Raw genomic sequence first — 1,601 nt, 5'->3', positions numbered from 1 at the left:
GATCTTTATTTCAAGATCTTTAAGATCTTGCTAAGATAGGCCCTGACCTGGGCAAACATGCTCCCGCGATAGGACTCGAACCTATAACCTGCCGGATCAATGATCGTGATCATCTGTTGATCGATTTTGCCGGTCAGTAGCGACCGTTACCAGCTTCTCTAGGGTGAGGAGCGTGCCGTTGGCTGCCGATGTCGATCGTTGATCACCGTTATTTTCTGTGGGTAGGGTGTGGGCATGTCAGGAGCTGGAAGGCCGGAGACTCCACCTGGGACCTACGGGAAGATCCGTACGTATCGCGCGGGCGCCGGGTATCGGGCGATGACGCTCTACCGTGACTTCGACGGTTCGACCCGTCAGGTCGAGCGTTCTGGCGCTTCTGCGGCCGCCGCGCAGCGCAGGCTGAAGGAGGCGTTGCGGGACTGGATCACGCAGGCCGGCGGCGCGGCTGAGATCACTCGAGACAGTCGAGTCGAGGAACTTGCGGAGCACTGGTGGGCCGAGTATGCGAAGCTTCCGAAGTCGCCCGGAACCCTCCGCCTCTACCGCGATCGCCTTGACAGGCAGGTGATCCCCGGTCTGGGGCCGCTCCGGATCCGGGAGCTGACCACGGCGGCCGTCAATCGCCACATCAAGGCGGTGACAGAGCGGAACGGGCCCGCGGTCGCGAAGGCTGTACGGACCGTCCTCAGTAACATGTGCGGCCACGCGTGTCGCCTGGACGCGATGACGATCAATCCGTGTCGTGAAGTCGCTCCCGTGCGGCCGAGAGTCAACAATCCCCCTCGAGCTCTGTCCACGTCCGAGGTGAGCCAGCTTCGGGCGAGCCTGAGCTACGACGAGGCCGCGATCCGGCAGGACCTGCCGGACATCGTCGACGCCATGCTGGCGACCGCGCTCCGTATTGCCGAGGTCCTGGCGATTCAGTGGGCTGACATCGATCTTGATGAAGCCACCATAAAGACGGGAGGTGTCGTGGTGCGGGTAAAGGGCGAGGGGCTTCGGATCAAGAGCGATTCAACATCGAAGATCCATGAGAGGACCCTGCTCCTTCCTTGCTGGGGAGTCGATCTCTTCCGGCGCCGCAAAGCCAGTCGTGTGGAGTCGAGGTGTGACTATGACCCGGTCTTCATGTCCTCGGTGCAGACACTCAAGGATCCAGACAATGCCCATACACAACTTCGTAAGGCGTTCGACCACATGGGCTACCCATGGTTGGTTCCCCATCACCTGCGAAAGACCGCCGCGACAGCCATGGACAAGGATGGGCTGTCAGCGAGAGAGATCGCTGACCAGCTTGGGCACTCCAAGACGTCGATGACGCTGGACTCCTATATGGGCAGGAACATGATCAACCCCCGTGCTGCCAAAGCGCTCGAGAGTCTGGCTCCCTGACCTTATTCCCTTCGTGGACATGTGGGAGTTTGGTTTGGTCTCGGTCACGGCAGTCATTCGGATCACCCCCACGGGCGTGGGGAGGACCGGCATGCGCCGCGCGCGATGTCCCCGATCGGCGGATCACCCCCACGGGCGTGGGGAGGATGTTTTCTGCCACGTCGTCACGATAGGAATCCGCGGATCACCCCCACGGGCGTGGGGAGGAC

The 1,601-nt window shown here is 61.5% G+C and carries 1 protein-coding gene; it reads left to right on the top strand.

Features of this window, described 5'->3' with window-relative positions; genetic code table 11:
* Positions 1-318: 318 nt before the first annotated feature.
* Complete coding sequence (locus KBI5_RS17275; protein WP_198537771.1) at positions 319-1,392, top strand: site-specific integrase; 1,074 nt, start codon at positions 319-321, stop codon at positions 1,390-1,392.
* The last annotated feature ends 209 nt before the right edge of the window (positions 1,393-1,601 follow it).

The organism is Frankia sp. KB5, assembly GCF_002099325.1.
Lineage (GTDB): Bacteria > Actinomycetota > Actinomycetes > Frankiales > Frankiaceae > Frankia > Frankia casuarinae.
Note: the sequence above shows the minus strand (reverse complement) of the source record. Positions and strands in the feature narration are given on the sequence as shown.